The sequence below is a fragment of the Kitasatospora sp. NPDC098663 genome (assembly GCF_044760075.1).
GTDB lineage: Bacteria > Actinomycetota > Actinomycetes > Streptomycetales > Streptomycetaceae > Kitasatospora.
The window spans coordinates 21,909-48,536 of the sequence record NZ_JBIWAP010000032.1 but is presented as its reverse complement, the minus strand read 5'-3'; the positions used below and the strand labels follow the sequence as shown (position 1 = coordinate 48,536).

The 26,628-nt window shown below is 74.1% G+C and carries 21 protein-coding genes; 2 read left to right on the top strand and 19 right to left on the bottom strand.

Annotated features, from left to right (window positions below; translation table 11 throughout):
- Positions 1–139: 139 nt before the first annotated feature.
- From ACIQVZ_RS29530 to ACIQVZ_RS29515, 4 genes are all read right to left on the bottom strand, one after another.
- A complete protein-coding gene (locus tag ACIQVZ_RS29530; protein ID WP_402454061.1) occupies positions 140–2,563 on the bottom strand; it encodes a [protein-PII] uridylyltransferase in 2,424 nt (807 codons plus the stop codon).
- Positions 2,564–2,764: 201 nt separating this feature from the next.
- A complete protein-coding gene (locus ACIQVZ_RS29525; RefSeq protein WP_063347683.1) occupies positions 2,765–3,103 on the bottom strand; it encodes a P-II family nitrogen regulator in 339 nt (112 codons plus the stop codon).
- On the bottom strand, positions 3,100–4,524 hold the full coding sequence (locus ACIQVZ_RS29520) for an ammonium transporter (protein ID WP_350882912.1): 1,425 nt from the start codon (positions 4,522–4,524) through the stop codon (positions 3,100–3,102). Before ACIQVZ_RS29520 ends, ACIQVZ_RS29525 begins: the two co-directional genes overlap by 4 nt.
- Positions 4,525–4,833: 309 nt before the next feature.
- On the bottom strand, positions 4,834–6,288 hold the full coding sequence (locus tag ACIQVZ_RS29515) for a hypothetical protein (RefSeq protein WP_350882914.1): 1,455 nt from the start codon (positions 6,286–6,288) through the stop codon (positions 4,834–4,836).
- Between the two features lie 604 nt (positions 6,289–6,892).
- Here ACIQVZ_RS29515 and ACIQVZ_RS29510 point away from each other — a divergent pair.
- Positions 6,893–7,570 (top strand): bifunctional DNA primase/polymerase, encoded by a 678-nt coding sequence (locus ACIQVZ_RS29510; protein WP_402454058.1) that lies wholly within the window; start codon positions 6,893–6,895, stop codon positions 7,568–7,570.
- A 140-nt stretch (positions 7,571–7,710) separates the two neighbouring features.
- Here the strand turns inward: ACIQVZ_RS29510 and ftsY are convergent, their stop codons facing one another.
- The 5 genes from ftsY to ACIQVZ_RS29485 all read right to left on the bottom strand — a co-directional run bounded on the left by ftsY (position 7,711) and on the right by ACIQVZ_RS29485 (position 15,426).
- Positions 7,711–8,961: a signal recognition particle-docking protein FtsY gene (gene ftsY, locus ACIQVZ_RS29505; protein ID WP_402454057.1), complete on the bottom strand. Its 1,251-nt coding sequence runs from the start codon at positions 8,959–8,961 to the stop codon at positions 7,711–7,713.
- A gap of 239 nt (positions 8,962–9,200) precedes the next feature.
- Positions 9,201–12,851, bottom strand: coding sequence for a chromosome segregation protein SMC (smc, locus tag ACIQVZ_RS29500; protein WP_402454054.1), 3,651 nt, complete (start codon positions 12,849–12,851; stop codon positions 9,201–9,203).
- A gap of 190 nt (positions 12,852–13,041) precedes the next feature.
- Positions 13,042–13,245 carry a hypothetical protein gene (locus ACIQVZ_RS29495; protein ID WP_063347689.1) on the bottom strand — a complete coding sequence of 68 codons (204 nt, stop codon included), beginning with the start codon at positions 13,243–13,245 and terminating at the stop codon, positions 13,042–13,044.
- Between the two features lie 402 nt (positions 13,246–13,647).
- Positions 13,648–13,947, bottom strand: coding sequence for an acylphosphatase (locus tag ACIQVZ_RS29490; RefSeq protein WP_350882923.1), 300 nt, complete (start codon positions 13,945–13,947; stop codon positions 13,648–13,650).
- Positions 13,948–14,067: 120 nt separating this feature from the next.
- The gene (locus ACIQVZ_RS29485) at positions 14,068–15,426 is read right to left on the bottom strand and encodes a hypothetical protein (protein WP_402454050.1); all 1,359 of its coding nucleotides are present in this window, start codon (positions 15,424–15,426) and stop codon (positions 14,068–14,070) included.
- A gap of 293 nt (positions 15,427–15,719) precedes the next feature.
- Between ACIQVZ_RS29485 and ACIQVZ_RS29480 the strand changes: the two genes are divergently transcribed.
- Positions 15,720–16,640 (top strand): hypothetical protein, encoded by a 921-nt coding sequence (locus tag ACIQVZ_RS29480; protein ID WP_350882927.1) that lies wholly within the window; start codon positions 15,720–15,722, stop codon positions 16,638–16,640.
- A 31-nt stretch (positions 16,641–16,671) separates the two neighbouring features.
- Here ACIQVZ_RS29480 and mutM read toward each other — a convergent pair whose 3' ends face one another.
- From mutM to ACIQVZ_RS29430, 10 genes are all read right to left on the bottom strand, one after another.
- Positions 16,672–17,550, bottom strand: a complete 879-nt coding sequence (gene mutM, locus ACIQVZ_RS29475) for a bifunctional DNA-formamidopyrimidine glycosylase/DNA-(apurinic or apyrimidinic site) lyase (protein ID WP_402454048.1) — start codon at positions 17,548–17,550, stop codon at positions 16,672–16,674.
- A 51-nt stretch (positions 17,551–17,601) separates the two neighbouring features.
- A complete protein-coding gene (rnc, locus tag ACIQVZ_RS29470; protein WP_350882931.1) occupies positions 17,602–18,393 on the bottom strand; it encodes a ribonuclease III in 792 nt (263 codons plus the stop codon).
- Between the two features lie 20 nt (positions 18,394–18,413).
- The gene (rpmF, locus tag ACIQVZ_RS29465) at positions 18,414–18,587 is read right to left on the bottom strand and encodes a 50S ribosomal protein L32 (RefSeq protein WP_030056747.1); all 174 of its coding nucleotides are present in this window, start codon (positions 18,585–18,587) and stop codon (positions 18,414–18,416) included.
- A 2-nt stretch (positions 18,588–18,589) separates the two neighbouring features.
- Positions 18,590–19,234 (bottom strand): DUF177 domain-containing protein, encoded by a 645-nt coding sequence (locus ACIQVZ_RS29460; protein WP_350882933.1) that lies wholly within the window; start codon positions 19,232–19,234, stop codon positions 18,590–18,592.
- Positions 19,235–19,406: 172 nt separating this feature from the next.
- Positions 19,407–20,621, bottom strand: a complete 1,215-nt coding sequence (locus tag ACIQVZ_RS29455) for a cell division initiation protein (protein ID WP_402454045.1) — start codon at positions 20,619–20,621, stop codon at positions 19,407–19,409.
- 206 nt (positions 20,622–20,827) lie between these two features.
- Complete coding sequence (gene coaD / locus ACIQVZ_RS29450; RefSeq protein ID WP_350882937.1) at positions 20,828–21,319, bottom strand: pantetheine-phosphate adenylyltransferase; 492 nt, start codon at positions 21,317–21,319, stop codon at positions 20,828–20,830.
- Positions 21,320–21,368: 49 nt separating this feature from the next.
- Positions 21,369–21,953 carry a 16S rRNA (guanine(966)-N(2))-methyltransferase RsmD gene (rsmD, locus tag ACIQVZ_RS29445; RefSeq protein ID WP_350882939.1) on the bottom strand — a complete coding sequence of 195 codons (585 nt, stop codon included), beginning with the start codon at positions 21,951–21,953 and terminating at the stop codon, positions 21,369–21,371.
- 132 nt (positions 21,954–22,085) lie between these two features.
- The gene (locus tag ACIQVZ_RS29440; protein ID WP_350882941.1) at positions 22,086–22,619 is read right to left on the bottom strand and encodes a hypothetical protein; all 534 of its coding nucleotides are present in this window, start codon (positions 22,617–22,619) and stop codon (positions 22,086–22,088) included.
- A gap of 105 nt (positions 22,620–22,724) precedes the next feature.
- Positions 22,725–24,941 carry an ATP-dependent DNA helicase RecG gene (gene recG / locus ACIQVZ_RS29435; protein ID WP_402454040.1) on the bottom strand — a complete coding sequence of 739 codons (2,217 nt, stop codon included), beginning with the start codon at positions 24,939–24,941 and terminating at the stop codon, positions 22,725–22,727.
- Between the two features lie 51 nt (positions 24,942–24,992).
- Positions 24,993–26,624: a DAK2 domain-containing protein gene (locus ACIQVZ_RS29430; protein ID WP_350882945.1), complete on the bottom strand. Its 1,632-nt coding sequence runs from the start codon at positions 26,622–26,624 to the stop codon at positions 24,993–24,995.
- Between the last annotated feature and the right edge of the window lie 4 nt (positions 26,625–26,628).

The window sequence follows — 26,628 nt, the reverse complement described above, 5'->3', positions numbered from 1 at the left end:
CGGTCGTCGCCCCCCAGGGTATCCGGCCGCCCCGGGTACGGTCTCCACCCGGGTTGCCACGACCTCGGAACGGACCTCGGCAGGCGCCGGCGGGCCCCGGCGGACCACGCCCCGGCGAGCCCCGAAGGCCCGTCGCGGCTCAGCCCAGCGCCGCCCGGACCGCGGCCGCCACCTCCCCCGCCCGCCCGGCGGCGAGCGGCCGCCCCTCCCCGTCGGTCAGGTAGAAGGAGTCGACGGCCTCCGCGCCCAGCGTCGAGACGTGCGCCGTCCGCACCCGCACGCCCGCCCCGTCCAGCGCCCGGCCGATCCGGTGCAGCAGCCCCGGCGCGTCGTGCGCGCGGACCTCCAGGACGGTCGCGGTCGCCGAGGCCACCGCGGGCGCCACCGCGACCACCGGCGGCGGGGTGGGGATGCCCCGGCGGCGCGGGGCGGCGGCGTCCCGCTCGGCCAGCCGGCGCGCGACGTCCAGCGAGCCGTCCAGCGCCCGGCGCAGGTCGGCCCGCAGCCGGGCGGCCTCCGGCAGCTCGCCGAACTCGGCGGCCACCCGCCAGGACAGCAGCAGCACCGGGCCGGCGCCGATCGGGTCCAGCTCGCGCAGACCGGCCGAGCGGACGGCCAGCCGGTGCAGCGCGAGCACCCCGGCGACGGTGCCGAGCAGTCCGGGCCGGTCCGGGACGGCCAGGGTCAGCTCGACGCCCATCGGCCCGGCGCCCGGCTCCGCCCCCTCGGACTGCGCCAGCAGCGACAGGGCGGGCTCGCCGGTCCGGGCGGCCTCCACCGCGAGCCGCTCCTGCGCGGCGGTCGGCGCGGCCTCCACGGGCGCGGCCCAGGCGCCGGCCAGCCGGGCGGCGACCCGGGCCGCCAGGCCGTCCACCAGCGAGGCCCGCCAGCCGCTCCACGCGGCCGGGCCGGTGGCCAGCGCGTCCGCCTCGGTGAGCGCGTGCAGCAGTTCCAGCTGTTCCGTGGTGCCGACCGCCTTGGTGATCGCCTCGACGGTGGCCGGGTCGTCCGGGTCCCGTCGGGTCGCGGTGTCGACCAGGGTCAGGTGGTGGCGGACCAGCACCGCCAAGGTCTCGGTGTCCTCGGGGTCGAAGCCCATCCGGGCGGCGACGTCCCGGACGATGACCTCGCCGGCCTCGCTGTGGTCGCCGGGCCAGCCCTTGCCGATGTCGTGCAGCAGCGCGGCGACCAGCAGGAGGTCCGGCCGGGCCACCCGGCGGGTCATCGCCGCGGCCCGTACCGCCGTCTCCACCAGGTGCCGGTCCACCGTCCAGCGGTGCACGGCGTTGCGCTGCGGACGGCAGCGCACCCGCTCCCAGTCCGGCAGCAGCCGGGTGACCAGCCCCTCCGCCTCCAGCGCCTCCCACACCGGGACGGCCGCCTCGCCCGCGCCCAGCAGGGTGACCAGTTGCTCGCGCGCCTCGTCCGGCCAGGGCACCGGCAGCGGGCGGCACTCGGCGGCCAGCCGGCGCACCGTCGCGTACGAGACGGTGAGCCCGTTCTGCGCGGCGGCGGCCGCGGCGCGCAGCGGCAGCACCGGGTCGGCGGCCGGGCGGGCGCCCTGGGCGAGCACCGCCTCGCCGTCCTGCTCGACCACGCCCTCGGCGAGCGGCCGGCGGGCGACCGTGCCCCGGGCCACCGCGCCCGCGCCGCGCCCGGCGCCGGTGAACGGGAAGGCCGGCCGGGTGGCCCGGCGGCCCCGGCCGGACCGGGCGGCGAGCACCCGGTCCACCGCCCGCCAGGTGACGTCGCTCGCGTAGGCGACGGTGCGGGCGGCCTCGTAGACCTGGCGCAGCAGGACGTCGGCGTCCAGCACGCCGAGCCGTTCGGCGACCTGGTCCTGGTCCTGGAGGCCGAGCCGGTCGGTGGCCCGGCCGGTGGCCAGGTGCAGCGCGTCGCGGACGTCGGCGAGCCGCAGCGCGGCGGCGTCCAGGCCGTCCCGGGGGGCGTCGGCGAGCCAGGTGGCGGCGACGGCGTCGAGCGCGACGGCGTCGCGCAGGCCGCCGCGGGCCTCCTTGAGGTCGGGCTCCAGCAGGAACGACAGCTCGCCGTGCCGCTCGGCCCGCTCCCGCCCGAGGTCGCGCAGTTCCGGCAGGCGCGCGGGGGCGCTCGCGCGCCAGTCGGTGAGCACGGCGGAGCGCAGGGCGGCGGTGAGCGCCTGGTCCCCGGCGAGGTGGCGGGCGTCCAGCAGGCCGAGCTGGGCCTTGAGGTCGGCGGCGGCGACGGACCGGGCCTCGGCGACGGTGCGCACCGAGTGGTCGAGCGCGGCGCCCGCGTCCCAGACCGGGTACCAGATCAGCTCGGGCAGGTCGGGGTCGAGCCGGCCGTCGTGCAGCAGCAGGACGTCGAGGTCGCTGCGCGGGGACAGCTCGCCGCGCCCGTAGCCGCCGACCGCGACCAGCGCGACGCCGGGCGGGCCGCCGGCGGCCGCGAGCAGACCGGCCAGCCAGTCGTCGGTGAGGCGGGCGAGAGCCGCCCGGCGGGGCCGCCCGGCCGGGCCGGGGCCGGCGAGCAGCGCGGCCCGGGCGGCGCCGTAGTCGGGAGGGCTGGTCTCGGTGGTCATGGCGTGCTCCCGTCCGTCGTGCGGTTGAGCGGGCGGCGCCGGACGGCCCGCGGGCCGCCGCCGGGAGGTCCGCGGACGGCCTGCGGGCGACCTGGCGCCGATGCGCCGTCGGCGGACCCGCGACCCCTCGGGGGCGGCGGGCCCGCCTGCGGCGCGTCCTACGGTTCAGGGCTGCGGTTCAGGGTCCTCAAAGGAGCGTCCTCAGAGGGCGTCCGGCCCGCGCTCTCCGGTGCGGACCCGGACGGCGGTGTCGACCGGGACGCTCCAGACCTTGCCGTCGCCGATCTTGCCGGTCCGGGCGGCCTTCACCAGGACCTCGATCAGCTCGTCGGCGTCCTCGTCCTCGACCAGCACCTCGATCCTGACCTTGGGGACCAGGTCCACGGTGTACTCGGCGCCCCGGTAGACCTCGGTGTGGCCGCGCTGGCGGCCGTAGCCGCTGGCCTCGGTGACGGTCAGGCCGTGCACCCCGAAGGCCTGCAGAGCGGCCTTCACCTCGTCCAGGCGGTACGGCTTGATCACGGCGGTGATGAGCTTCATCGGGCGTCGACCTCGGTCTTCTCGGCGGGCTCGGCGGTGGTCCTGTCGGCGGCCTTCCCAGCGGCCTTGGCGGCTGGCTCGGCAGCGGGCTCGGCGGCGGCGGGCCTCTCCGCGGCCCTCGCGGCCGCGGCGGCGCCGACCAGGCCCGGCAGGGCCCGCGCCAGGCCCGCGCCCACCGCGCTGAAATCGTAGGCGGACTCGGCGTGTTCGGCCTGGTCGATGCCGGCCACCTCGACCTCCTCGGCGACCCGGAAGCCGACCGTCCTGTCGATCGCCTTCGCCAGCAGCCAGGAGAGGACGAAGGAGTACGCCGCGACCACGGCCACGCCCATCGCCTGCTTGCCGAGCTGCGCCGGCCCGCCGCCGTAGAACAGGCCCTTGGCGGTCTGGCCGACCCCGCCGGTGGCGAACAGGCCGATCAGCAGCGAGCCGATCGCGCCGCCCACCGCGTGCACGCCGACCACGTCGAGCGAGTCGTCGAAGCCGAGGCGGTACTTGAGGCTGACCGCGGCGGCGCAGACCGCGCCGGCGATCAGGCCGATCGCCACCGCGCCCAGCGGGCTGACCGAGCCGCAGGCCGGGGTGATCGCGACCAGACCGGCCACCGCTCCGGAGGCGGCGCCCAATGTGGTGAACGCGCCGTGCCTGAGCTTCTCGTAGACCAGCCAGCCGACCAGCGCCGCACCGGTGGCGACCTGGGTGTTGACCATCGCCATCGCGGCGACGCCGTTGGCGGCCAGCGCCGAGCCCGCGTTGAAACCGAACCAGCCGAACCACAGCAGCCCGGAGCCGAGCATCACCAGCGGCAGGCTGTGCGGGCGCATCGGGTCCTTCCTGAAGCCGACCCGCTTGCCCAGCACCAGACAGAGCGCGAGGCCTGCCACGCCCGCGTTGATGTGCACGGCCGTGCCGCCGGCGAAGTCGATCACACCGTTGCGGTCGCCCAGCCAGCCGCCGTGGCCGCCGTCGAAGAAGAACACCCAGTGCGCGACCGGGAAGTAGACGACGGTCACCCAGAGCGCGATGAACAGGCCCCAGGCGCCGAACTTGGCCCGGTCCGCGATCGCGCCGCTGATCAGCGCCGGGGTGATGATCGCGAACATCAGCTGGAAGGTGGCGAACGCGGTGACCGGGATGGTCCCGGTGAGGTCGTTCAGGCCGATGCCGCGCATCCCGAGGAAGTCCAGGTTGCCGATGAGGCCGGCGAAGGAGTCGGGTCCGAAGCTGAGCGAGTAGCCGTAGAGAACCCAGAGCACGCTGACGATGCCGAGCGAGAGGAAGCTCATCGCCAGCATGTTCAGGGTGCTCTTGGCCCTGACCATGCCCCCGTAGAAGAAGGCCAGGCCCGGGGTCATCACCATGACCAGGGCCGCACTGATGAGCACGAAGGCGGTGTCGCCCGCGCTGAAGCCGTCCGGCATCGGCGTCTCCTCTGCGTGAAGCCGATCCAAACCCGGATTACCCGTCCCGTGCCACCCGGGGTGTCGGCGATGAAGAGGAGAGTGCCGAAGGCTGGTTTCGGCCGGTGGGGCCCGTTGTTTCGCGGCCGTGACGCGTACGACGCACGGGTTACACCTGCGTGAACGACGGCCGTGCCGCAGGGCCGAACGGGTTACCGTGCCGCCGAACGGGACGGCCGGTGGCACGACGGCCACCGACCGTGGCGGCGGCGGCCGTCACGGTCGGCGGGGTCCTCGGGGCCGGAACCGCGGCCCACGGGCTCGGGGTGCTCAGACCACCGAGACGTACTCGGGGATGTCCTGGACGACGCGCTCCTTGAGCCGGCTCACCGCGTCCACGCCCTTGAACCGGGCGGCCGCGGCCTCGGTGGTCTTGCGGACCCGGGAGTTCAGCCGCTCCGAGCGCACCTTGGTGGCGATGTCCACCGCCTGCTCGGCCATCACCGCGGCCTGCTCGGCCTCCCGCTGCAGCAGGTGGACGCTGGCCATGCCGATCAGGTTGAAGGCGTACGAGCGCACGTGGTCGCCGTCCTGGCGGAACAGGTCGACCGCGCGCTCCATCACCGGCGCGGACATCGAGGCGTACAGCTGGGCGTTGTCGGAGTGGTACGCGAGGTCGCGGAAGGAGTGCGCGTTCTCGGCGTTCAGCTCGGCCGGCGAGAAGAACTTCAGCCAGTCCGGCTCCTCCTCCCCCTCGCGGATGTCGGTGAAGGTGTCCTCGGCCAGCCGGACGGCCCGGGCGCAGCGGTTCACCTCGCCGATGGTGGCGTAGGCGCGCGCCTCCATCGCGTACAGCAGGGACTGCTGGCGCGCGCTGGCGGTGTCCCGGCTGCCGTACTGCGCCAGGTGGATCAGCTCCAGGGCGTCCTCGCCCCGATTGAGGTGGATCATCTGGCGGCTCATGTCGGTGAGGATGAGTGCGCCGAACGGGCGGTCCCCGGCCTCCTTGGCGGCGTGCAGGGCCAGCACGTAGTACTTCTGCGCGCTCGGGTGCATCCCGACGTCGTACGACATCCACCCGGCCAGGTGGGCGAGTTCGGCGGTGAGCCGGAACAGCCGCCGGGTGGTGTTCTCGTTGTACGTCTCCTGGAGCAGGTCGGTGACCTCGTGGAGCTGGCCGACGACGGCCTTGCGGCGCAGCCCGCCGCCGTTCTGCGCGTCCCACTGCCGGAACATGACCGTGGTCTGCTCCAGCAGTTCGAGCTCGGGCTCGGACAGCCGGCCGGTGAACGGGTCGCCGCCGTTGGCCGCGGCGAGGATCGGGGTGGGGGCGCCGGTCGGGCCGGGGGTGAGCCAGCGCTGCATCGGCTCGATCAGCGCGGCGCCGGCGGTCAGCGCGAGCGAGGTGCCGAGGAAGCCCCGGCGGTTGAGCATCAGGTCGCTGCGGGAGTAGTCACTGATCAGCTGGACGGTCTGCGGCGCGCTCCACGGCAGGTCGACGCCGCCGCCCACGGTGGAGACCGGGATCGCGGCGCGCAGGCCGAGGTCCTCGATCGAGACCACCGAGCCGAAGCGCTCGGAGAAGAGCTCCGACATGATCTTGGGAATCGGCTCGCGGGGCTGTTCGCCGTCGAGCCAACGGCGCACCCGCGAGGTGTCGGTGGACACGTGGTGGGCACCGATCTGCCGGGCCCGGCGGTTGACCTGACGGGCCAGCTCGCCCTTGGACCAGCCGCTGCGGGCGAACCAGGTGGTCAGCTTCTCGTTGGGTTGCTTCTCTGCCATGGGAACGTCCCCATCCCGCCCGGCCCCCTGGGGGCCCCGATCGTGACGCCCGACGGTTTCGGGCCCTTGCCAGACGTGCCGTGCCTGAGGTGTCGCCGTACCACGCTCTCGCACTGGTGTGCCATCGTTACGGACGGACCGTCAGATTCCCAACTCCCGCGCCCCGGCGGACCGGAGTCGATTCCACGATGACGTCCGTGTGCTGAACGTAATGCCCCGCGCGGCGCCCACGGGAGCGGCCCTGGCGAAACGCCACCTTTCGCCACCCCCACGAGTGAACCGAAGCCACGGCCCACGCGCTTCACTAGGAAGTCCGACGGCCCGGCACATGCGGGCCGCCAAGGCCTCCGGCGAAACCCGGCAGCCCCGGCAACCCACCGCAGTCACAGGCGAGTTCGACGTCCACCCTGATCGGCGGCCGCCTCGCCCACCCCACGATCCGGCATCGGTGCCGCCAGCCACAAGGCGGCGCTCGAGGCGCACCACCACGACAGGCGCACACCGGGCGCTGCACGCCGCCACCGCACAACGCACCACGCAACGGACCATCAACACACAGTCACCATCCCGTAACCATCGGCGACGGGAACCTGTTGGGGGAGGCATGGACAACCTGTTCGGCGAACTTCGACTGGGACACCTGCGGTTGACGCCGCTGGGCGCGCGCCGCCGCACCAAGGTCACCGCGTCCCAAGCCGCCGCGGAGTACACCGGCCGCTGGGGCTGGACGGTCGCCACCGGCGCCCCGGCCGGCTCCGCCACCGCCCCGACCCGCTGTCCCTGCGGCTCCGACCGCTGCGCCGCGCCCGGCCTGCATCCCGTACCGGGCGGCGAGGACCGGTCCCGGGAGGCGGGCTCCGGCGGCTCGGTGCTCTTCCCCACCGGCCGCGCCTTCGACGTCCTGGACGTCCCCGAGCAGGCCGGACTGCAGGCGCTGGTCCGGCTGGAGCGGATGGGCACCCAGGTCGGCCCGGTGCTCGCCCCGCCCACCGGCCGGCTGCAGTTCCTGGTCGCCGCCGGCGCCGCCCGCCGACTGCCCGACCTGCTCTACCGGATGGGCTGGGACGACGCCGCGCTGGACCTCACCTGCCACGGCGAGGGCAGCTACGTCGCCGCCCCGCCCACCGCGCTCGGCCCGCTCGGCCCGGTCCGCTGGCTGCGCCGCCCCACCCGCGACAACGCCGGTTGCCCGCCCGAGGCCCGGCTGCTGCTCGGCACGCTCGCCTACGCCTGCCACCGCGGCCGCGAGCGCACCGCCGAACCCGCCTGGCTCGCCTCGTAGGCCTCAGCGCGCCCCGCACGCCTCGGCGTGCGCCCCTCCGCCTGGGCACGCCCCTCCGTCCCGGGCACCCCTCCGGCCCCCGGGCGGCAACGCGAAAGGGCGCGCCCCTCGCGGAGCGGACCCTTCGTGCGTACGGGGCCTCAGTCCCCGATCAGCGCGTCCACGAACGCGCCCGGCTCGAACGGCGCCAGGTCGTCCGCACCCTCGCCCAGGCCGACCAGCTTGACCGGCACACCCAGGTCGCGCTGGACCGCGACCACGATGCCGCCCTTGGCGGTGCCGTCCAGCTTGGTCAGCACGATGCCGGTGATGTCGACCACCTCGGCGAACACCCGGGCCTGGATCAGGCCGTTCTGGCCGGTGGTGGCGTCCAGCACCAGCAGCACCTCGTCCACCGGGCCGTGCTTCTCGACGACCCGCTTGACCTTGCCCAGCTCGTCCATCAGGCCGGTCTTGGTGTGCAGCCGGCCGGCGGTGTCCACCAGCACGGTGTCGGCGCCCTCGGCGATGCCCTCCTTGACCGCGTCGAACGCGATCGAGGCCGGGTCACCGCCCTCCGGGCCGCGCACGGTGCGCGCGCCGACCCGCTCGCCCCAGGTCTGCAGCTGGTCGGCGGCGGCGGCCCGGAAGGTGTCGGCGGCGCCGAGCACCACCTTGCGGCCGTCGGCGACCAGGACGCGGGCGAGCTTGCCGGTGGTGGTGGTCTTGCCGACGCCGTTGACGCCGACCACCAGGACCACGGCCGGCCCCTCCGCGTGCTTGGTGGAGCGGACGGTGCGGTCGGTGTCCTTGCCGATCAGCTCGACGAGTTCCTCGCGCAGCAGCGCGCGCAGTTCGTCGGGCGTCCGGGTGCCGAGCACCTTCACCCGGGTGCGCAGCCGCTCGACCAGCTCCTGGGTGGGGGCCACGCCGACGTCGGCGGTCAGCAGGGTCTCCTCGATCTCCTCCCAGGTGTCCTCGTCCAGGTGCTCGCGGGAGAGCAGCGAGAGCAGTCCCTTGCCGAGCGAGTTCTGCGAGCGGGAGAGGCGGGAGCGCAGCCGGACCAGCCGGCCGGCGGTGGGCTCGGGGACCTCGACGGCGGGTGCCGTCTCGGCCTCGGCGGCCTCGACCTCGACCTCGGTCGGGGCCGTGGCCGGGGCTCCGGTCGAGGCTTCGGTCGGAGCCTCGGTCTCGGGGAGCTGCACCTCCTCGACGGTGCGTCGGGGCTCCTCGGTCGGCGGCGCGGCCTCCTCGCCGACCTGGGGCTCCCGCGGGGTGGTCGGCGGCGCCGTGATGACCGGCGACTGCGACTTCGGGGGCAGTTGCCGGCGTCGTCTGCCGGAAACGACGAGGCCGGCGATCGCGCCGATGGCGACCACGGCGATGACTACGGCAAGGATCACGTATTCCACATAAATCTCCTTCTCGGGATCCCACGACAGAGTGATCCTTCGGTCACCGACGCACGGAGCGTCGCCGCCTCCCTTACGCTGACCGCTGTGCCGTGCGGCACCGGTCAGGGCTTGGCCGTCATGAGGTCGTCAAACGGCTGAACGAGAAGCCCCCTCGCGAGCGAGGGGGAGGAGTCACAACCGCTCCAGTATCCGTGATCGGAGCGTCCGGGAGCATCTGCCCGGGCCAGGCCGGTGGATCAGCCTGTCGGCCCGGAGGCAACAGCCTCCTCGCGCCGCCGAGGAGGCGTCGGGCGCGCCCTTCGCTCCCGGTGCCCCTCGCGCAGCCGCTGGCTGATCACCTGCGAGATGCCGTCGCCCTTCATGGTCACGCCGTAGAGGGCGTCCGCGGACTCCATGGTCAGCTTCTGGTGGGTGATCACGATCAGCTGGGAACTCTCCCGCAGCTCCTCCATGATCCCGACCAGCCGGCGCAGGTTGGTCTCGTCGAGCGCCGCCTCCACCTCGTCCATCACGTAGAACGGGCTGGGCCTGGCCTTGAAGATCGCCACCAGCAGTGCCACCGCGGTCAGCGAGCGCTCGCCGCCGGACAGCAGCGACAGCCGCTTGACCTTCTTGCCCGGCGGGCGGGCCTCCACCTCGACGCCGGTGGTGAGCATGTGGTCGGGGTCGGTCAGCACCAGCCGCCCCTCGCCGCCGGGGAACAGCCGGGCGAAGACGCCCTCGAACTGGGCGGCGGTGTCGTGGTACGCCGAGGCGAACAGCTGCTCGACCCGCTCGTCCACCTCCCGGACGATGTCCAGCAGGTCGCGCCGGCTGCGCTTGAGGTCGTCCAGTTGCTCCCCGAGGAACTGGTGGCGCTCCTCCAGTGCCGCGAACTCCTCCAGCGCCAGCGGGTTGACCTTGCCCAGTTGCTGGTACGCCTTCTCGGCCGCCCTCAGCCGCTTCTCCTGCTCGGCCCGGTCGTACGGGCGCGGCTCGCCCGGCTCCCGTCCTTCTTCCGGGGTCGACGGCGGGACGGGCTGGTCCGGCCCGTAGGTGGCGAGCAGTTCGCCGCCGTCGATGCCGAACTCCTCCAGCGCCCGGGCCTCCAGCTGCTCGATCCGCAGCCGCTTCTCGGCCCGCAGCACCTCGTCCCGGTGGCCGGCGTCGACCAGTTTGTCCAGTTCCTCCTTGAGGCCGCGGCCGTGCTCGCGGTGCGCCCGCAGTTCGGTCTCGCGTTCGGCGCGCGCCTGCTCGACCGCCGCCCGCCCGGCGTCCGCGCGGGACAGCGACACCTCCAGGCAGGCCAGCAGCTGTCGGGCGCCCGCCGCGACGGCGTTCGCCACCCCGGCCTCGTGCTCGGCGCGTCGGCGGCGCTCGGCGGCCCGGGCACGCGCCTCGCGCTCGGCGCGGGCGGCCCGGTCCAGCTGATCCGCCCGGCCGGCGAGCGCGCGGACCCGCTCCTCGTGGGTGCGCACCGCGAGCCTGGCCTCCAGCTCGGCCTGCCGGGAGCCGGTGGCGGCCTCGGCCAGCCGCTGCTGCTCGGCGGTGTCCGGCTCGTCCTCTCCGGCGTCCTGCGAGTCCTCGGCCGCGGCCAGGCGTTCGGCCAACTCCTCCGCGGTGGCGAGGAGTTCCGCCAGGCCCAGGTCGGCCCGCGCGGCGGCGGCGGACAGCCGCTCGGCCTCGCCGGCGGCGGCCCTGGCCTGCCCGCCGAGGCGGCCGAGTGCACCCGCCACCTGGGCACGCTCCTTCTCCTGCCGCCGCCGCTGTTCGGCGAGTTGCTCCACGGCGGCGGCCGACTCCCGTCGCTGCTCGGAGAGTTCGGCCAGGCGTCCGGCCGACTCGGCGCAACGGACGGCGAGTTCGGCGATCGCCCGGGCGGCCTCCTCGACCGCCGCCCGGGTCTCCAGCAGGCTCGGCACACCGTCGGAGCCGCCCTGCGCGAAGTCGGCGCCGAGCCGGTCCCCGGCGGCGGTGACGGCGGTCAGCCCGGGGTGGTCGGCGACCAGCCGCAGCGCCTCGTCGAGGGTGTCGACGATCGCCACCCGGGCCAGCAGACCCCGCGCGGCGCCGACCAACCCGGCCGGCCCGTCGACGAGTTCGGCGGCCCAGCGGGCTCCGTCCGGCAACTCCCCGACGCCGGCGAGCGGTTCAGCGGAACCCCCGATCGGCAGCGCGGCCCGGCCGGCGTCCTCGATCAGCAGCGCGGCCCGGCCGGCGTCCTCGGCGCGCAGCAGCCGCAGCGCCTCGGCGGCGGTGCCGGGCGAGTCGACGGCGACCGCGTCGGCGGCCGCCCCGAGCGCCGCCGCCACCGCCACCTCGTACCCGGGGGCGATCCGCAGCAACGCGGCCGCGGGGCCCCGCAGTCCGCTCAGCCGCTCCCCCGCGTCGAGCAGGGCGCCGGTGCCGTCCTTGCGGCGTAGCCCGAGGGAGAGCGCCTCGTGCCGCGCGGTGAGCCCGGCGCGTTCGCGCTCGGCGGCGCCGGCCGTCTCCCGGGCGGCGGCGAGGTCGCGTTCGACGGCGGCGAGCCGCTCCCGGGCCTCCTGGTGGGCGGCCTCGGCCCGCTCCTCGTCCCCGGCGGGGCCGCCGACCTGCCGCTGGAGCTCCTCGTACTCGGCCTGCGCGGCCTCGGCCCGCAGCAGTGCCTCCCCGCCGGCCTCGGTCAGCCGGCCGATCTCGGCTTCGGCGGAGGCCGCCTTGGAGCGGGCGGCGGCGGCCCGCCCCTGCAACCGGGCCAGGCCCTCCCGGCGGTCCGCGACGGCCCGGGCGGCGTCCCGCAGCCGACGCTCCTCGGTGGCCAGCCCGCGCTCCAGTTCACTCCTGCGTTCGACCGCCTCGGCCAGCGCGTACTGCGCCTCCTCCAGTGCCTCGGCCAGCGCGGCCTCGTCCTCGCGGACCCGCGCGGCCTCCTGCTCCAGTTCCTCGGGGTCGCGGCCGCGCCGCTCCTCGGCCTGCCCGCCCGCGGCGGCGTGCCGGGCGCGCGCCTCGGCCAGCCCGATGGTGCCGCGGGTGCGTTCGGCGAGCGCGGAGAGCCGGTACCAGGTCTGCCGGGCGGCCTCCAGGCTCGGGCCGAGCTGCTGGACCTGCGCCTCCAGCACGGCCTCGCGCTGGACGACACCGGCCAGCTCCTGCTCGACGGTGGTGCGGCGCAGCCGCAGTGCCAGTTCGTCGGCGATCTCGGCCTCGACGGCCTGCCGGAGGGCCAGCAGGTCGTCGGCGAGCAGCCGCAGCCGGGCGTCGCGCAGGTCGGCCTGGATGCCGGCGGCGCGGCGGGCGATCCTGGCCTGCCGGCCGAGCGGTCCCAGCTGGCGGCGCAGTTCGGCCACCAGGTCCTGGACGCGGTTGAGGTTGACCTGCATCGCGTCCAGTTTCCGCAGCGCCTTCTCCTTGCGCTTGCGGTGTTTGAGGACGCCGGCCGCCTCCTCGATGAAGGCGCGGCGGCCCATCGGGTCGGCGTGCAGGACGGAGTCCAGCTGGCCCTGGCCGACGATGACGTGCATCTCGCGGCCGATGCCGGAGTCGGAGAGGAGCTCCTGGATGTCGAGCAGGCGGCAGGTCTCGCCGTTGAGCGCGTACTCGCTGCCGCCGTTGCGGAACATGGTCCGGGTGATGGTCACCTCGGAGTAGTCGATCGGCAGGGCGCCGTCGGCGTTGTCGATGGTGAGGCTGACCTCGGCCCGGCCGAGCGGGGCGCGCCCGCTGGTCCCGGCGAAGATGACGTCCTCCATCTTGCCGCCGCGCAGCGACTTGGCGCCCTGCTCCCCCATCACCCAGGACAGTGCGTCGACGACGTTCGACTTGCCGGAGCCGTTCGGGCCGACCACGCAGGTGATGCCGGGCTCGAAGCGCAGGGTGGTGCTGGAGGCGAAGGACTTGAACCCGCGCAGCGTCAGACTCTTCAGGTGCACGCGGCCGGTCTCCTCGTCGCTCGCCAGGGCCCGGGGCCTGTCGTCAACGGCGACTGTATCCCCGGCGGGCCGTGCGTCCCGGGCCCGGACACGACGAAGGGACGCCACAACCGGGCGTCCCTTGCAAGCTGCGTCCCTTTCGGAGCGGCTCAGTGCACAGCGGCGTCGATCTGCGAGGACCGGGCGGGACTCAGGTGAGAGCCGGCTCCCGCTGATCCAGATCGATGCTGTTGAGCAGCGAGTGCCCGTCAGCGACAGCGGCGAGCGCGTCGTTCTCGGCCTGCATCCGAAGGAGCTCGGATTCAAGGTCCTGGACGCGCTGCTGAAGCCGTCGCATCTCGGAGAGCATTCGCGGGTCGGGGCCGCCGACGTACCCGAGAAGCGCCTTTGCCATGATGAATGGTCCTCCACGCTGAGTGACCGAACCGGAACGGTACAGGTCTAGGGGGAAGGGGGACGCACGCGCGGCGCGTCACCGGTAGTGCTGGCTGGGCACTTACGGCTCAACCACCGTGAGCTGGGCTCACGAGGGCAGACGCCTGCCGGGAAAACGCGGTCGTGTGCGCGGGTTTCCAGCGTCTCACCAAAGACGGAAAGGGTCAACACGATCACCGCACGCTACCGCGACCCTGTCACCTGCCTGGCGGTGTCGTCACGCCTGGGGGCTTCGGGCCGGGTCCACCAGCTGCTCGTGGATCATCGTTCGATGCGGAGTCAACCACGAGTCTGCCCGAATGGCAACCGCATGACACCAGCAGTTGCGGATCAGTTCCGGCCCGCGCGGGTGTGGCCGGGCTCAGCGGATCTCGAAGCCCTCGTAGCCGGGGCCCACGGCCGTCCAGATCTCGGTGACGCCGCTGACCTCGCCCGGGGTGTCCGGGCCGCGCAGCAGGTCCAGCAGCAGTTCGCAGTCGGCGGCCAGGCCCTCGGCGACCACCTGCACCCGGCCGTCCCCGAGGTTGCTCGCGTAGCCGGTCAGGCCGGTCTCCAGCGCCCGTGCCCTGGTCCACCAGCGGAACCCGACCTGCTGGACCTTCCCCCGGACCCAGGCGGTCACCCGGACCGGTTCCTCACTGTGGGCGTCGCGACCGTGCATGCCCCGAGCCTAACGAACGCGGCGGACGGTCAGAGCTCCACGGGGCCGTCGACCACGCGGAGCGGCCCCGCCGGAGGAAGTCCGGCGGGGCCGCGGGGTGTCGCGGTGGGGCTCAGCGGGTCACCAGTCGCCGCCGCCGAAGTCGCCGCCGCCACCGAAGTCCCCGCCACCGAATCCGCCGCCGTCGCCGAAGCCGCCGCTGAAGTCGGAGGAGTTGAAGTCGGCGCCGGTGAAGTCGCCGCCCTCGTGCTGGTCCTGGTAGCCCTGGTCCATCATCGGCGCCGCGGCGTAGGCCGGGCTGCTGATCATCGAGCCGAGCATGGTGCCGACCAGCAGGCCCGGCAGCAGGCCGCCGCCGAAGCCGCCGAAGTAGCCGCCCGCCCAGGGGGCGTAGGCCGGGCCGGCGTTCCAGTACGGCTGCGGGCCGTGCTCGGTCTCGACGGTGCGGATGGCCGGGTCGAGGCCGGCGGCCAGCCGGTCCGCGTCGGACCGGCAGACCGGGACGGTGCGGGCGGCGCCGTCGGCCGGGGCCCAGTCGACGTCCTTGACCGACGGGCCGTGGCGCGGGTCGAAGAAGCACGGGGGACGGCGCTCGGGCACCGGGCGCTTCTCCCGCCGGGCGGCCAGGGTGGCCAGCGCGAACCGGCCGTCCTCCAGCGCCTCGGTGACCGGCTTGACGTCGTCCGGCCGCTTGGCCTCGTCCATCAGCCGCTTGGCCTTCTCGTACGAGTCCAGGGCGTGGGTGTAGTCGGTGCGCTGGGTGTCGTCGGCGCCGGTCGCGGCCGGGTTGAAGTCGAGCCGGTCCAGCTCCTCGCCGAAGGCGGTGATGTCCTCGTCGACCACCCGGCGCAGCTGCTCCAGCTCGGCCCGGGCCTGCTCCTCCTTGCGCGCCTTGGCGCGGCGGAAGAGGAGGAAGACGCCGGCGCCGGCCAGCGCGAGCAGCACGACCGGGATGACCACCCAGGCGATCGAGGTGCTGTGGTTCACCCCGGTGCCCTTGGCCTGCGGGGCGGCGCTGTCGACGAACTCGTTCAGGGTGGCGTCGATGTCGCCGTTGTGGGAGCGGAAGGCGGCGCCGGCGATCCGCTCGGCACTGCCCTTCGACATCGCGCCGAGGTCCGCCTTGGCCGCGAACTGGTCACCGCGCCAGATCGCGTAGGCACCGTCGATGCCGACCTTGGTGCGCAGGTCGTTGAAGACGGTCCGCTCGCCGTAGGGGGCGCTGGCCGGGACGACCGCGACGAAGATCGGCTTGTCGGCCTTCTTGATCTTCTCGGTCAGGGCGTCGGCCTGGCTCTGGCTGAATCGGCTGGTCATCGCCGGGTCGACGTAGACCCGGCCCTGCTTCAGGGTGGAGGCCGCGTCGTCCAGGCCGCCCGCGGCCGAGGCCGCCGGTGCGAGCAGGAGCAGCAGCCCCAGCATCGCCGCCACCAGGGCAAGCGGCCCGGCGCCCCGGGAACGTCGTGCAAGGGTTCTCATGCCCTCGACGCTACCCCGACGGGCGTCGAGGCACGGCATACCCTTCGCATACTGGTAATGACAGGATTCCCCGCCGACCGCCGGGGCCGCCCCCCTCCTCGGGGATGATGTTTCCCCCACTCGCCCCTGATGCGGGCGGTGCGCGGGAACCGCGGCCGGCGCCCGGACGTACGTCCCGGCGGGCCCAGGGTGTTCCGGGCGGTGTGCCGACCGTACCGCGCGGACGGGCATAGTGGTCCCGGACCACTGGTCCCATTACCTGTTCTTGACCCATCTCCCGATCGGAGCACCCGGTGATCATCGGCCTCGTCACCGCCGTGGCGGCATCCGCCTGCTACGGCACCGGCTCAGTCCTGCAGGCCGTCGGATCCCGCCGTTCCGCGCGCGAGGAGGCCGCCAAGGGCGCCGCCGGCGCCACCACCGAGCACGGCGGGCCGAGCCTGTCCTCCACCGCGAAGGCTGCCGTCACCTGGGAGTTCATCGTCGGCACGGTGCTCGACCTGATCGGCTTCGGGCTGGGCGCGCTGGCCGCGCGACTGCTGCCGCTGTTCCTCTCGCAGACCATCATCAGCGCCAACCTGGTGATCACCGCGGTGCTGAGCATCAAGCTGCTCGGCATCCGGCTCAAGCAGCTGGAGTGGGCCTCGATCGGCGTGCTCTGCTCGGCGCTGGTGCTGCTGGCCGTCTCGGCCGGCCCGGAGGGCGGCCATCACGCGTCGATGTCCTTCCACTGGGGCCTGCTGCTGGTCACCACCGTGCTGCTGGTCGGCGGCAGCCTGCTGGTGCGGCGGATGGGCTCCAAGGGCGCGATCGTCGCCGGTCTGCTCTCCGGCCTGGGCTTCGGCGCGCTGGGCGTCGGCGTGCGCATCCTGAACGGCATCGACCCGTTCGACGTCGCCAAGCTGCTCTCCGACCCGGCGCTGTACGCGATCCTGGTCGGCGGCCTCGGCGGCATGTACGTGCACACCGTGGCGCTGCAGATCGGCTCGGTGAACGGCGCGACGGCGGCGCTGGTGGTCGGCGAGACGGTGCTGCCCGGCGCGATCGGCGTGCTCTGGCTCGGCGACTCCTCCAAGTCCGGCCTGGGCTGGCTCGGCGTGGTCGGCTTCCTGCTCGCGGTGGTGTCCGCGGTCGGGGTCGCCTACTTCGGCCAGGACACCCACGGCTCCCCGGGCGAGGCGGCGGCCGACCAGCCGGAACTCGCCAAGCACTGAGCTCCCCCGCCCCCGCTTCCGGCCCCTGCTGTCAGCCCGCGCTGCGGGCCCGCGGCACGCGCTGGCAGCGGGGGCAGAAGTAGCTGGAGCGGTTCATCCAGGCGGCCCGCCGGATCGGGGTGCCGCAGCGACGGCAGGGCTCGTGCTCGCGGCCGTACGCGTCGAGGTCGCGGGAGAAGTAGCCGCTCTCGCCGTTCACGTTGACGTACAGGCTGTCGAAGCTGGTGCCGCCGACGGCGAGTGCCGCCGTCATCACCTCGCGGGCGTTCGCCAGCAGTTCGGCGGCCTGCGGGCGGGTGAGCGTCGCGGTCGGGCGGTCGTAGTGCAGCCGGGAGCGCCAGAGCGCCTCGTCGGCGTAGATGTTGCCGACCCCGCTGATCAGCGTCTGGTCGAGCAGCGCCCGCTTCACGGTGGTGCGCTTGGCCCGCAGCGCGGCCGCGAAGGCGGCGTCGTCGAAGCGCGGGTCGAGCGGGTCGCGGGCGATGTGCGCGATGGAGAGCGGCGTGCCCTCCGGGTCGCCGTCCTCGGCCTCCTCGACCGCGAGGCCGCCGAAGGTCCGCTGGTCGACGAAGCGCAGTTCGCGCCCGCCGTCGGTGAACCGCAGCCGCACCCGCAGGTGCGTCTCGTCGGGTACGGACGGGTCCTGGACGAGGAGTTGGCCGCTCATGCCGAGGTGGCCGATCAGCGAGAAGCCCGCGCCGGACCCCGCCAGCGGCACCCACAGGTACTTGCCGCGCCGCTGCGCCGTGCCCAGGGTGGTGCCGGTCAGCCGGGCGGCGAAGTCGGCGGCGCCGGCGGGCTGGCGGCGCACCGCGCGCGGGTGCAGCACCTGGACGTCGGCAACGGTCCGCCCGGCGACCCAGTTCGCCAGACCGCGGCGGACGACCTCGACCTCGGGAAGTTCGGGCACGGGAACAGTCCTCCTGCGGAAGGGATCAGCAGGAGGAAGGCTACTGCTCCCTCACGCCCCGGCGGGCAGCCGGTCGGCGTACTTCTCCTTGATCGCCCGCCAGGCGCTCTCGGCGGCCTTCTGCTCGGCCTCCTTCTTCGAGCGGCCGACGCCGCTGCCGAAGTCCTCGCCGGCCACCCGGGCCGCCGCGGTGAAGGTCTTCTCGTGGTCCGGACCGGACTCCATGACCACGTACTCGGGCACCCCGATGCCCACCGAGGCGGTGAGCTCCTGGAGGCTGGTCTTCCAGTCCAGACCTGCGCCCAGCTGGGAGGACTCCTCGATCAGCGGGTCGAACAGCCGGTGGACGAACTCGGTGGCCGCGTCCAGACCCTGGTCCAGGTAGACGGCTCCGATCACGGCCTCGACCGTGTCGGCGAGGATCGACGACTTGTCGCGGCCGCCGGTGCCCTCCTCGCCCTTGCCGAGCCGGATGAACGTGCCGAGTTCCAGGCCCCGGCCGACGTCCGCGAGCGCGCGGGAGTTCACCACCGCGGCGCGCAGCTTGGCGAGCGTGCCCTCCGGCACGTCCGGGTGGACGCGGTAGAGGGTGTCGGTCACCACGAGGCCCAGCACCGAGTCGCCGAGGAACTCCAGGCGCTCGTTGGTGGGCAGACCCCCGTTCTCGTACGCGTACGAGCGGTGGGTCAGGGCACGCACCAGAAGGGCGCGCTCGAGTGTGTACCCGAGGCGCCCTTCCAGGACGTCGTATTCGGTCGAAGCCGGCCCACCGGCCTTGCCACCGCCCGAAGAGGAACCCTTCGGGGCGGAGGACGCCTTGCGGGTGGAGTTACCGTCCGACATCGATCCGTGCACCCCGCCGATCAGACCGAGAGGACCTGGCGACGGTTGTACGTGCCGCAGCTCGGGCACGCGATGTGACCCAGCTTCGGCTCGTGGCAGCGGTCGCACGCCACGAGGGCCGGAACAACGGCCTTCCAGTTGGACCGACGGTGGCGCGTGTTGCTGCGCGACATCTTCCGCTTCGGAACAGCCACGGCTACTTCTCCTGGTTCTCGGCGAGACCCTCACGGGTGTCGCTGTTCTTGATCCCGTCACCCTCGTCGCCGGGGGCGGCGGAGAGTCCCTGCAGAGCCGCCCACCGGGGGTCGGCGGCGTCGTGGTGGTGCGTCGGGTCGTCGCTCAGGCGCGCTCCGCACTCGGAGCACAGACCCAGGCAGTCTTCCTGGCACACCGGCTGCAGCGGCAGTGCGAGCACCACCGCGTCACGCAGCACCGGCTGGAGGTCGAAGAAGTCGCCCTCCAGGCGGTAAGTATCTTCTTCCGAGTCCTCGTCGAGGTCCTCGGCCCCGGCGGTCCGGGCGCGGTGACGCTCGTCGGACTCCGGGTAGTAGTACAGCTCCTGGAAGTCGACGTCGAGGTCGTCCTCGACGGGCTCCAGGCACCGGGCGCACTCGCCCTCGACCTGGGCCTGGGCGGTGCCGGTGACCAGCACGCCCTCGACCACGGACTCCAGGCGGAGCTCCAGCCGGAGCTCGCTCTTCTCGGGGACGCCGATCACGTCGATGATCCCCAGGCCCGCGGGGGCCTCCAGGGTGCGGGACACCTTGCGCAGCGAGCCCGGGCGACGTCCCAGCTCGTGCGTGTCGAACACGAGGGGGTCGCGGTGGTCGAGGCGGTTCAAGGTGTCCTGACTTCCATGGGGAATCTTCGATCGCGGTGCCACCGCACCAGCGGTGCGCGGGCAAGCCGACAGTCCGACACGAAAAGGCCGGAGTGGTCAGCCTACCGGAGTCTCCCGCCAGGCCCAACTTCGCTCCCGTCAGGAGCTTCCGCCGGGCCCGCGCGGGGCCGGCTCAGCGGCCGCCCAGCTCCCGGAGCCGGGTCATGTCGATCATGCTGGTGTCGAAGAAGCTGGTCTCGTCCAGACCCGGCTGCTGCTGCTGTTGTTGCGGCACGACCGGCGGGGCGGCGGGCTGCTGCGGGTAGGTGTAGGCGTCGTACTGCTGCGCGCCGTAACCCGGCTGCTGCTGTTGCGGATAGCCGTAGTCCCCGTGCTGCTGCTGGGCCGCGTAGTCCGGGTGCTGCTGCGGCGGGTAGCCGTCCGCGGCGCCCTGCTGCTGGTGCCCCCACTGGGCACCGTACGGGTCGCCCTGGCCGGCCGGGTCGTAGCCGCCGGCGTACACCTCGGCGTACTGCCCCTGCTGCTGCCCGCCCTGCTGCTGGGCGGCCGCGTACTGGTCGACGCCCTGGGCCTGCCAGCCCGCCGCGGCCGGGGTCTGCTCCGGCCAGGTCTGCTGCTGCGGGACGTCCTCGCGGTACCAGGCGATGTCGTCGCCGTTGGCATCGCCGTCCGCGGCGAAGCCGGCGGCCACCGCCTCGGCCCGCTCCTTGGCCTGCTGCGCCTCGTCGGCGGCGGCCAGGTAGGCGCCCAGCTCGTCGATCGGCCGCTTGCCGAGCAGCTTGTCGCGACCCTTGCCGACGGCCTCCAGGGTGGCGCTGAGGACGTTCTCCAGCGTGGCGAGCTTCACATCGACGTACTCGTCGACCTCGGGGCTGGGGGTGATCCGCTGCGGCTGGAACTCCTCGCCGTCCGTCTCGCCGTCGAACTCGGTCTCGAAGACGCTGGAGTCACCGCGCAGCTTGGTCCGGCCGCGACCGACGGCGCCGAGCGTCTTGGTCAGCACGACCTCGAAGTTGGCGAGCTTGCTGTCCACGTAGTCGTCGGCCTCGGCACGCTTGGCCTCGATCTCGCCACGGGCCTCGGCGAGGATCCGGTCGGCCTCGGCCTGGGCCCGGCGGACCACCTCGGTGTCCGAGATCAGCGAGCCGCGCTCGGCGTGCGCACCCTGGATGATCCGGTCGGCCTCGGCCTGGGCCCCGGCCACCACCTGCTCGTGGTCGGCCATCATCGACTGGGCCTGGGCGAGTTCGGCGGGCAGCTCCGCCTTGAGGGCGTTGAGCAGGCCGATCAGTTCGGCCCGGTTCACCACGCAGGAGGCCGACATCGGCATCGAGCGGGCGTTCTCGACCGCCGCGACGATCTCGTCGACCTTGTTCTGCACGTCCACGGGGCTTCGTCTTTCCGTGTGCCGCCGACGGTCCGGCGGAGGCAGGCCCGACGCGGTGAACCTCACCGCAGGGGCAGGAATACAGACTGTACGGCCACCGCGCGGCGAGGTCACAACGCCCGAGCCGAACCGGTCGACCGGGCGTCGGACAAGTCATGACGAACCGGCAGAAACGGACGCCCGCCCCGCGGCGCCGACGCTCCCGCCTACTGCTGGGCCCTGCGCTCCGCGATCCGCTCGACCAGCCGCCGGTGCACCGTCTCCGGCAGCAGGTGGGAGACGTCCCCGCCGTACGAGGCGACTTCCTTGACCAGCGTCGAGGAGAGGAAGCTGTACGTCGGGGAGGTCGGCACGAACAGCGTCTCCACCCCGGACAGGCCGTGGTTCATCTGGGCCATCTGCAGCTCGTAGTCGAAGTCGCTGACCGCGCGCAGGCCCTTGATGATCGCGGGGATCCCGCGCTCCCGGCAGAAGTCCACCAGCAGGCCGTGGTACGACTCGACCACCACGTTGCCGAAGTCCGCGGTGACCTCCTCGATCAGGTCCATCCGCTCCTCGACGCTGAACATGCCCTGCTTGTTGCGGTTGATCAGGACCGTGACGTGCACGACGTCGTACAGCTTCGAGGCCCGCCCGATGATGTCGAGATGACCGTTGGTGATCGGGTCGAACGAACCGGGACAGACGGCGCGGCGCATGGCGTGGGTGCTCCCTCGTGGGGTGACGGCTGCTGCGGGCCTCGGCCCGCTACTCGTGCTGGCTGGTCTCGGCGGCGGCGCGACCGTACCAGAGCGTGCCCTCGCCGTAGCGGCGCGAGCGCAGCACCTCGAAGCCCTCGGGCCAGCCGAACTCGCCGCCACGGGTGCTGCGCTCCACGGTGACGAGTGCGTCCTCCGCGAGCCAGCCCCCGGCCAGGAGTGTGATCAGCATCTCGCGCAGTTCGTCGTCCGTCACGACGTACGGCGGGTCGAGGAAGACCAGGTCGTACGGGGTCTGCGGGGACGGGCCCGCGATCACCTGCTCGGCCCTGGCGGCCTTCACCTCCACGCCCGGCAGGCCGATCGTGCGGACGTTCTCCCGGATCACCCGGGCCGCCTGGCCATCCGCCTCGACCAGCAGGACGTGCTCGGCGCCGCGCGACAGCGCCTCCAGGCCGACCGCGCCCGATCCGCCGAACAGGTCGAGCATCCGGGTCCCGTGCAGGGTGCCGCGCAGCGCCTCCAGGGTGGAGAACATCGCCTCACGGGCCTTGTCGGAGGTCGGGCGGGTGCCCCGGCCTGGCGGTACGGCCAGCCGGCGGCCGCCGGCCAGCCCGGCGATCACGCGGGTCATGGTGGGGGAAGGTCCTTTCGTCGCTGCCCGACCACGCTATACGGGTCGAGGCCCCACCGGCGGATCGGTGGGGCCTCGGGGTCACGGCTCAGCCCGCCCCGGAGCCCGCCTCAGCCGGCCCGAGGGCGCGTCTCAGCTCGCCTCGGAGCCCGCCGGCGGGGCCGGGGCGGCCGCGCCGAGCAGCGCCGGCGAGGCGTAGCGGGACCAGGACAGGCAGCCGTCGGGCGGGCAGAACTCGGGGCGGCGCGGGTCGTGCCCGAGCTCGCGCAGCTTGGTGCGGACGGAGTCGGGGGTGCGGCCGAAGCGGGCGGCGATCCGGGCGACGGTCTCGCCGTCGTGGAAGCGCCGGACCAGCTCCTCCTCGTGCTGCGGGACCCAGGGGGCGCCGTGGCCGGGGTACAGCTCGCGCAGCACGTCGCGGTCGGGGATGGGCTCGGAGACGTCGGCGACGATCGCCAGCGCCCGCAGCGCGCGGTTGAGCGCGATCCGCAGCGAGGCGACGTCCTCGACCGGCAGGCGGAGCTTGCCCGAGGCGAGCGGCTGGGCGGCCGCCCCCTCGCGCCAGCCGGTCAGGGTGAGGGTGACCTCGCGGTCGTCGTCGCTGGCGAGTTCGATCCGGAAGACCTTGTCGCCCAGCGGGAGCTCGTTGAGATGACGGAATGCCATGGCAGGACCCCCAAATGTCGTGCCAGGTACGCACCTTGGGGGTGCGCCCTGAACACCTTCATTCTCTCGCGGGGGTCTGACAATTCCGGGGCCGGAGGCGGCCGCTCAGCCCTTCTCCATATAGGCCGCGCGGTCCTCGTCGAGCAGGCTCTCCAGCGCGGTGCGCAGCTCCGGGTGGGCGGCCAGCTCGCGGTCCTCGGCGACCAGCCGGGTGGCCTCCGTCCGGGCGGTGAGGATGACCTCCTCGTCCTCCAGCACCGAGAGCACCTTGAGCGAGGACTTCACCCCGGACTGCGCCTGGCCCAGCACGTCGCCCTCGCGGCGCTGTTCGAGGTCGATCCGGGACAGCTCGAAGCCGTCCAGGGTGCCGGCCACCGCGTCCAGCCGGGCCCGGGCGGCGCTGCCCGCAGGCATGTCGCTGACCAGCAGGCACAGGCCCGCGGCGCTGCCGCGGCCGACCCGGCCGCGCAGCTGGTGCAGCTGGGAGACGCCGAAGCGGTCGGCGTCCATGATGACCATCGCGGTGGAGTTGGGGACGTTGACGCCGACCTCGATGACGGTGGTGGCGACCAGCACGTCCACCTCGCCGGCCGTGAACCGGCGCATCACCTCGTCCTTGGCCTCCGGGGCCAGCCGGCCGTGCAGGATCTCCACCCGCAGGCCCTGCAACGGCCCCCCGACCAGCTTCCCCGCGGTCTCCACCACGGAGAGCGGGGGCCGCCGTTCGTCACTCCCGGCACCGGCGTCGGCGACGTCCTCCAGGTCCTCCTCGGCCGCCTTCCGCTTCTTCTTCGGCTCGGCGGCGGGCTCCTCGTCCCCGATCCGGGGGCAGACCACGTACGCCTGGTGGCCCTTGGTGACCTCCTCGCGCACGCGCTCCCAGGCCCGGGTGAGGAAGTTGGGCTTCTCCAGCGCGGGGACGACGTGGGTGGAGATCGGCGAGCGGCCAGCCGGCAGCTGGTCGAGGACGGACGTCTCCAGGTCCCCGAAGACGGTCATCGCGACGGTGCGCGGGATCGGGGTGGCGGTCATCACCAGCAGGTGCGGCGGCTGTTCGCCCTTGGCGCGCAGGGCGTCCCGCTGTTCGACGCCGAAGCGGTGCTGCTCGTCGACCACGACCAGGCCGAGGTCCTGGAACTGGACCTTGTCCTCGATCAGCGCGTGGGTGCCGATGGCGATGCCCGCGTCGCCGCAGGCCATGTCGAGCAGCGCCTGGCGGCGGGCCGGGACGCCCATGGAGCCGGTCAGCAGCACCACCCGGGTGCCGAGGTCGGAGCCGCCGAGCATGCCGCCCTCCGCCAGGTCGCCCATCATCTCGACGATCGAGCGGTGGTGCTGCTGGGCCAGCACCTCGGTGGGCGCGAGCAGCACGGCCTGGCCGCCCGCGTCGACCACGGCGAGCATGGCGCGCAGCGCGACCAGGGTCTTGCCGGAGCCGACCTCGCCCTGGAGCAGCCGGTGCATCGGGTGCTCGCTCGCGAGGTCGGCGGCGATCTCGGCGGACACCTTCTGCTGGCCCTCGGTGAGGGTGAACGGCAGCCGGGCGTCGAAGGCGTCCAGCAGGCCGCCCGCGCGGGCCCTGCGCGGGACGGCGGGCAGCGCGGACTCGGCGGCCCGGCGCTGCGCCAGGGCGACCTGGAGGACGAAGGCCTCGTCCCAGCGCAGCCGGCTCTGGGCGAGCTCGCGGTCGGCCTGGCCGCGCGGGCGGTGGATCAGCTCCAGCGCCTCGGGCAGCGGGATCAGCCCGTGCCGCTCGCGCAGTTCGGCGGGCAGTGGCTCGCCGACGTCGGCCAGGTGCTTGGTGAGGGCCGTCTCGATGCAGATCGACAGCTTCCAGCTGGGCATCTGCGCGCTGGCGCCGTAGACCGGGATCAGCCGGCCGGCGAACTGCCGGGCGGCGTCCGAGCCGGCGTCCTCGTCGAGCAGCTGGTAGTCCGGCGAGACCAGCTGGCGGCTGCGGTTGAAGACGCCGACCTTGCCCGCGAACAGGCCCTGGGCGCCGGACTTGAGCTCCTTCTGCCGCCAGCCCTGGTTGAAGAAGACCAGCGAGAGCCGGCTGCGGCCGTCGGTGACGACGACCTCCAGCCGGTCGCCCTTGCGGCCGCGGAACGGGATCAGGGTGACCTTCTCGATCCGGGCCAGCACGGTGACGTGCTCGTCGATCTCCAGCTCGTCCAGGCTGGTGAGCTGGCCGCGTTCGACGTAGCGGCGCGGATAGTGGTGCAGCAGGTCCCCGACCGTGCGCAGCTTGAGGCTGTCGGCGAGCACCTTCGCGGTGCGGTCGCCGACGAGTTTGGTCAGTGGTTCATCGAGAGCGCCCATCAGGCCCCTGTTTACACCACGGGGCCGACATTCCGGGCTCTGCGGCGTGCCCTACTCCACCCCGATGAGCAGCGGCGCGGACTCCTGGCCGCCGTGGAAGACCACCGCGTCGACCTCGGGCCGCCGGTGCCGGGCGTGCGCCACCAGGCGGTCGGCGAGCGCCTCGTCGGCGCCCTCGCCGAGGACCAGGGTGACGAGTTCGCCGCCCGCGCCGAGCATCCGGTCCAGGACACTCGCCCCGACCTCCGCCAGCCCGGTGCCGATCACCGCGACGTCGCCGTCGATCAGGCCGAGCACGTCCCCGGCCTGGCAGACCCCGGCCATCGTCCAGGACTCCCCCTCGGCCACGGCGAGTTCGGCGTACCGGGTGGCGCCGGCCGCGGAGGTCATGGCGACCACGTCCTCGTCGAAGCGGCGGCCGCCCTCGTGCACCGCGAGCGCCGCCAGGCCCTGCACCGGCGAGCGGGTCGGCAGCACGGCGATCCGCACGCCCTCCTCGCGCAGCTGGTCGGCGGCGGCCCCGGCGGCGGCGCGCAGTTCGGGGTCGTTGAGCAGCAGGACGACCTCGCGGGCGGCCGAGCGGCGCACGGCGGCGGCGAGTTCGGCACTGGCCGGCGGGCGGTCCGGGTCGGCGTGCAGGGCGACGGCGCCGGCCTGTTCACACAACTCGGCCAGCCCCCCGCCGGACACCACGCAGAGCACCGCGCGGGCCCGTTCCCGGCGTTCGCCGCGCTCGGCGGCGCTGCCGGCCCGGGCGGCGGCCTCGGCGAAGTGCGTGATCCGGATCTGGTGCGGCCGCCCGGCCTCGACCCCGGCCTCGACGGCGGCGCCCGCGTCGTCCACGTGGACGTGCACGTTCCACAGGCCGTCGCCGCCGCCGACCACCAGGGAGTCGCCGAGCGCGCCGAGCCGCCCGCGCAGCGCGGGCAGGGCCTCGTCGGGCGCGTCGAGCAGGTAGATCACCTCGAACGCGGGGTGGCCGGGGCCCGGCGGCCTCAGGTGCACCGCGCAGCTCTCGACCTCCCGTACGTCCCCGCGCAGCGCGACCGGGCCCATCGGCTGCTGCCCGGCGACGGCGTCGGCGAGCGCGCCGAGCACGGCGACCAGGCCGCGCCCGCCGGCGTCCACGACCCCGTTCTCGGCCAGCACGGCGAGCTGTTCGGGGGTGTGCCGCAGCGCGTCCCGGGCGGCCCGGTAGGCGGTGTCGGCGACCTGCGCGAGCCCGTCCCCGGCCCGGACGGCCTCCCGGGCGGCGACCCGGGCGACGGTCAGCAGGGTGCCCTCGACGGGCTCCGCGACGGCCTGGTAGGCGGAGTCGGCGGCCCGTTGCAGGGCGGCCCGCAGTTGGTCGGCGCCGCCGCCCTCGGCGAGCGTCTCGGCGGTGCCGCGCAGCCACTGGGCGAGGATCACCCCGGAGTTGCCGCGGGCGCCGACCAGCGCGCCGCGGGCCATCGCCCGTGCGGTGTCCGCCAGGCCGGGGGCCGGGTCGGCGGCGGGGTCGGCGAAGCGGCTCTCCACCTCGGCGGCGGCGGACTCGACGGTCAGGTAGAGGTTGGTGCCGGTGTCGCCGTCCGGAACGGGATAGACGTTGAGCGCGTCGATCTCCTCGCGGGCCTGGCCGAGCGCACGCAGGGCGAGCTGGCACCAGGTGCGCACGGCCGGGGCGTCGAGCGTGTGCAGCACCAGG

Bases quoted from the DNA above. Each gene is read 5' to 3' on its own strand.
- ACIQVZ_RS29530 (WP_402454061.1), bottom strand. From the start codon at position 2,563: ATGACCACCGAGACCAGCCCTCCCGACTACGGCGCCGCCCGGGCCGCG.
- ACIQVZ_RS29525 (WP_063347683.1), bottom strand. From the start codon at position 3,103: ATGAAGCTCATCACCGCCGTGATCAAGCCGTACCGCCTGGACGAGGTG.
- ACIQVZ_RS29520 (WP_350882912.1), bottom strand. From the start codon at position 4,524: ATGCCGGACGGCTTCAGCGCGGGCGACACCGCCTTCGTGCTCATCAGT.
- ACIQVZ_RS29515 (WP_350882914.1), bottom strand. From the start codon at position 6,288: ATGGCAGAGAAGCAACCCAACGAGAAGCTGACCACCTGGTTCGCCCGC.
- ACIQVZ_RS29510 (WP_402454058.1), top strand. From the start codon at position 6,893: ATGGACAACCTGTTCGGCGAACTTCGACTGGGACACCTGCGGTTGACG.
- ACIQVZ_RS29495 (WP_063347689.1), bottom strand. From the start codon at position 13,245: ATGGCAAAGGCGCTTCTCGGGTACGTCGGCGGCCCCGACCCGCGAATG.
- ACIQVZ_RS29490 (WP_350882923.1), bottom strand. From the start codon at position 13,947: ATGCACGGTCGCGACGCCCACAGTGAGGAACCGGTCCGGGTGACCGCC.
- ACIQVZ_RS29485 (WP_402454050.1), bottom strand. From the start codon at position 15,426: ATGAGAACCCTTGCACGACGTTCCCGGGGCGCCGGGCCGCTTGCCCTG.
- rnc (WP_350882931.1), bottom strand. From the start codon at position 18,393: ATGTCGGACGGTAACTCCACCCGCAAGGCGTCCTCCGCCCCGAAGGGT.
- coaD (WP_350882937.1), bottom strand. From the start codon at position 21,319: ATGCGCCGCGCCGTCTGTCCCGGTTCGTTCGACCCGATCACCAACGGT.
- rsmD (WP_350882939.1), bottom strand. From the start codon at position 21,953: ATGACCCGCGTGATCGCCGGGCTGGCCGGCGGCCGCCGGCTGGCCGTA.
- ACIQVZ_RS29440 (WP_350882941.1), bottom strand. From the start codon at position 22,619: ATGGCATTCCGTCATCTCAACGAGCTCCCGCTGGGCGACAAGGTCTTC.
- recG (WP_402454040.1), bottom strand. From the start codon at position 24,941: ATGGGCGCTCTCGATGAACCACTGACCAAACTCGTCGGCGACCGCACC.